The sequence below is a fragment of the Thiobacillus sp. 65-1402 genome (assembly GCF_001897685.1).
Lineage (GTDB): Bacteria > Pseudomonadota > Gammaproteobacteria > Burkholderiales > Thiobacillaceae > Thiobacillus.
Genome location: NZ_MKUG01000049.1, coordinates 1 through 3,200, shown reverse-complemented (window position 1 = coordinate 3,200; position 3,200 = coordinate 1). Strand labels below are relative to the sequence as shown.

Sequence of the window (3,200 nt, the reverse complement as noted above, 5' to 3'; positions counted from 1 at the left end):
GTCACCGCATCGGCGCCCGGAAACAGCGCATTGATGAGGGTCGACTTGCCCATGCCGGACTGCCCGATCAGCAGCGTGGTGTGGCCGCGCAGGGCAGACTGCAGGGGCGTCACGTCGGACAGCGCCGACAGGGTGACGAGCGGGTAGCCGATGCGGGTGAGCAGGTCCAGCCTTGCGCGCGCGACCGGCGTTTCCGGCAGGTCGGCCTTGTTGAGGACGAGCAGACTGGCGATGCCCTGATCTTCGGCGGCGAGGATGCAGCGCTGCACCAGTTCCATCGAAAAACTCGGCCGTGCCGCCACCACCACCGCAAGCTGGGTCACATTGGCGGCGATGGCCTTGGATTTGAAGGCGTCGGAACGGTAGAGCAGGCTGGCGCGCGGCAGCACCGCCTCGATCACCCCGGCATCGCCGTCGCGCCGGACTTCGACCCGGTCGCCGCATACCGCGCGCAGGTGACGGCCCCTGACCTGGCAAGGCAGCTCGCCGGCCGCAGTTGCAACGATGAAGCGGCGGCTGAATGCAGCGACGACCTGGCCAGTCAGGACCGCCATGCGTCAGATTTCGAACAGCACGTCGACTTTCGCTGCGCAGATGAAATCGTTTTCCGACAGGCCGCCGATTGCATGCGTCCAGTATTCGACGCGGCAGGTGTTGTAGCCGACCAGCAGGAAGGGGTGATGATCTTCGCGGTGCGATACCCACATCACCGCGTTGGTGAACGCCTGTGTCTGATAGTGATCCTTGAACTTGTATTCCTTGGCGATTTTTTCGCCGTCGCGCTGCCAGCCGGACAGGCCCTTCAGCAGCGGCGCAATCTGCGCATCGGTCAAGGGGGCGACGCCGCCTTCGCAGGGCGCGCATTTCTTGCGGACGAGTTCTTCAACGACGGTGGTCATGACGGGTTCCTTACTTGAATTTGTAATACTGCTGGTTGAGGTAGGCGGCGACGTGCGCCTCGTCCTCCGGGAACCAGCCGGTGCCGGTGTTGGCGTTGCAGGCGGAAATGCGGGCGGCCAATTGCTGCGCGGTTTTGACCTTGCGGTCGGCGCGCGTGTAGATCTTGCTGCCGTCGCCGCCGAACATGTTGGCGTGGCAGCTGATGCAGGCCTTGTCGTGCAGGCTCTTGCCGGTCCTGGGGTCGCCCTTGGCAAACGGCGCGGCATGCGCGCCGCTTGCCAGCAGCGCGCCACAGAATAGGGCAGTCAGGGTTTTCATGATCGAGGTTCCTCATTGATTATTCCGTGCATTATCGTCACCGGGCGGCAATTGCGCCAGCGCCGTTCATGTCGTGTGCGAGAATGGCGGCCTGTTTTTCGAAGGAACCCTGAGATGGCCTTGAATCCCACGCATTTGCTTTGGCTGGACATGGAAATGACCGGCCTGTCGCCCGACACCGATCGCATCATCGAACTCGCCATCGTCGTCACCGATGCCGACCTCAACACCGTGGCCGAAGGGCCGGTGCTGGTGGTGCACCAGCCCGACGCGGTGATGGATGCGATGGACAACTGGAACAAGGGTACGCACGGCAAATCGGGGCTGATCGATCGCGTCAAGGCCTCCGCGCTTTCCGAGGCCGAGGCCGAGGCGCAGATGCTGGCGTTTGTGAAGCAGCACGTGCCGGCCCGGACTTCGCCGATGTGCGGCAATTCCATCTGCCAGGACCGCCGCTTCATGGCGCGCTACATGCCGCAGCTGGAGGCCTTCTTCCACTATCGCAACCTGGATGTCAGCACGCTGAAGGAACTCGCCAAACGCTGGCGCCCGGGTTTGTGCGAAGGGTTCAAGAAGGCGAGCAAACACGAAGCGCTGGCGGACATCTATGAATCGATCGACGAAATGAAATACTACCGCGAGCATTTCATCCGCAGCGCATGAAAACAGCGGCCGGCTGGCCGCTGTACGAACCTCGCCTGGCGCCCACGATTCCACACGCGCTTTGACGCGTAGTGGAGCGGGGTCTCAGGGCTTGAGGTAGACGTAGCCTTCCCTCGCTTGCAGGCGGCCGATTTCGGCGACGCCGGATGCCACGACGGTGGCTTCGGGAATCACCGCGCCGGCGTCCAGCTTGCGGCTCTTCAGGGTGTTGTTGCAGACGCGGAAGTCGACGCCCTTGGCCTTCAGTTCCTGCACTGCAGGCTCGTAGGGGTTGCCGTTCCTGTCCTGCGCGCCGGCGAGCAGGAAATCGATGCCCTTGCCGTGGGCGACGACGGCAATATGGACATCCCTGCTGGCGTTGAGGTGGTTCTGCACGTTGCGCAAGGCGACCATCGCGTTTTCGCTGTCGTTGAGGTGATAGACCACCTTTTCTTCCGAACCGGCGGCAGGGGCCGCAGTCTCGGCCGGCGGGGCGGCGTGGGCCATGGGGGCGGCTGCCAGCAGCAGAACGGCCAGTAGCGGGGCGAAAGTGCGTGTCATGGTGAGTCTCCTGATTGATATATTGAATAAACCGGCTTTATCGAAGCCTGGGAAGAAGACGCAGCGAGTGACACGCTTATTCCATTCCGGCAGGCGAATTTTTCTGGAATAAACGAACCCTGTTCCGCGTCACATCGACATGACCATGATCAGCCGTTTTCTGTTTGGCCCGTTCCGCCCCGGCATCGAGGCGCAGCGCCCGGTGCTCTACCGCATCGCCTATGCCTGGTGCCACGACGCGGCGCTGGCCGACGATCTGGTGCAGGAAACGCTGTCCAAAGCCTGGGTGCGGCGTGCCCAGCTGCGCGACGAGACGGCGCTGAAGGCCTGGATGGTGGCGATCATGAATCGCTGCTGGCTCGATCACCTGCGCAGCCGGCGCGATTTCGACGCTGTCGAGGACTGGCAGGACGAGCTCGAATCCGGCGCCGCGTCGCCCGAGGCTTGCTGCGACCGCGAGCAGGTGATTGCCTGCGTGCGGGCCGCAGTGGCGCGCCTGCCGCTGGGGCAGCGCCAGGTGCTGACGCTGGTCGACCTGGAAGAATTCGGCTATGCCGAAGTGGCCGGGATTCTCGGCATTCCGGTCGGTACGGTGATGAGTCGTCTGTCGCGTGCGCGTGCGAGCCTGAAAAGCTTGCTGGATGCGGCAATGCCGCAGCCTGCGGCGCAGCCGCAGCTGAGGAGGGTGAAATGAGCCCGACCGTTTCGGACGAGATCCTGCATGCATTCATCGATGGCGAACTCGACGTCGCCGAGAGCGAAAAGCTCATCGCCAGGAT

The 3,200-nt window shown here is 63.4% G+C and carries 6 protein-coding genes; 2 read left to right on the top strand and 4 right to left on the bottom strand.

Annotation, left to right across the window (positions count from 1 at the left end):
* The 3 genes from rsgA to BGO62_RS04070 form a co-directional block, all read right to left on the bottom strand.
* The coding region (gene rsgA / locus BGO62_RS04080; RefSeq protein ID WP_296639577.1) for a GTPase RsgA at positions 1–554 on the bottom strand (554 nt) is incomplete at its 3' end.
* Positions 555–557: 3 nt separating this feature from the next.
* Positions 558–899 carry a 4a-hydroxytetrahydrobiopterin dehydratase gene (locus tag BGO62_RS04075; RefSeq protein ID WP_296639576.1) on the bottom strand — a complete coding sequence of 114 codons (342 nt, stop codon included), beginning with the start codon at positions 897–899 and terminating at the stop codon, positions 558–560.
* A gap of 10 nt (positions 900–909) precedes the next feature.
* Entirely contained in the window at positions 910–1,218 is a 309-nt protein-coding gene (locus BGO62_RS04070; RefSeq protein ID WP_296639575.1) for a cytochrome c, read from the bottom strand.
* Between the two features lie 114 nt (positions 1,219–1,332).
* Between BGO62_RS04070 and orn the strand changes: the two genes are divergently transcribed.
* Positions 1,333–1,881, top strand: a complete 549-nt coding sequence (orn, locus tag BGO62_RS04065; protein WP_296639573.1) for an oligoribonuclease — start codon at positions 1,333–1,335, stop codon at positions 1,879–1,881.
* Between the two features lie 84 nt (positions 1,882–1,965).
* On the opposite strand, the gene BGO62_RS04060 is transcribed toward orn, so the two are convergent.
* A complete protein-coding gene (locus tag BGO62_RS04060; RefSeq protein WP_296639572.1) occupies positions 1,966–2,421 on the bottom strand; it encodes a DsrE family protein in 456 nt (151 codons plus the stop codon).
* A 145-nt stretch (positions 2,422–2,566) separates the two neighbouring features.
* Between BGO62_RS04060 and BGO62_RS04055 the strand changes: the two genes are divergently transcribed.
* Entirely contained in the window at positions 2,567–3,115 is a 549-nt protein-coding gene (locus BGO62_RS04055; RefSeq protein ID WP_296639571.1) for an RNA polymerase sigma factor, read from the top strand.
* Positions 3,116–3,200: the final 85 nt, after the last annotated feature.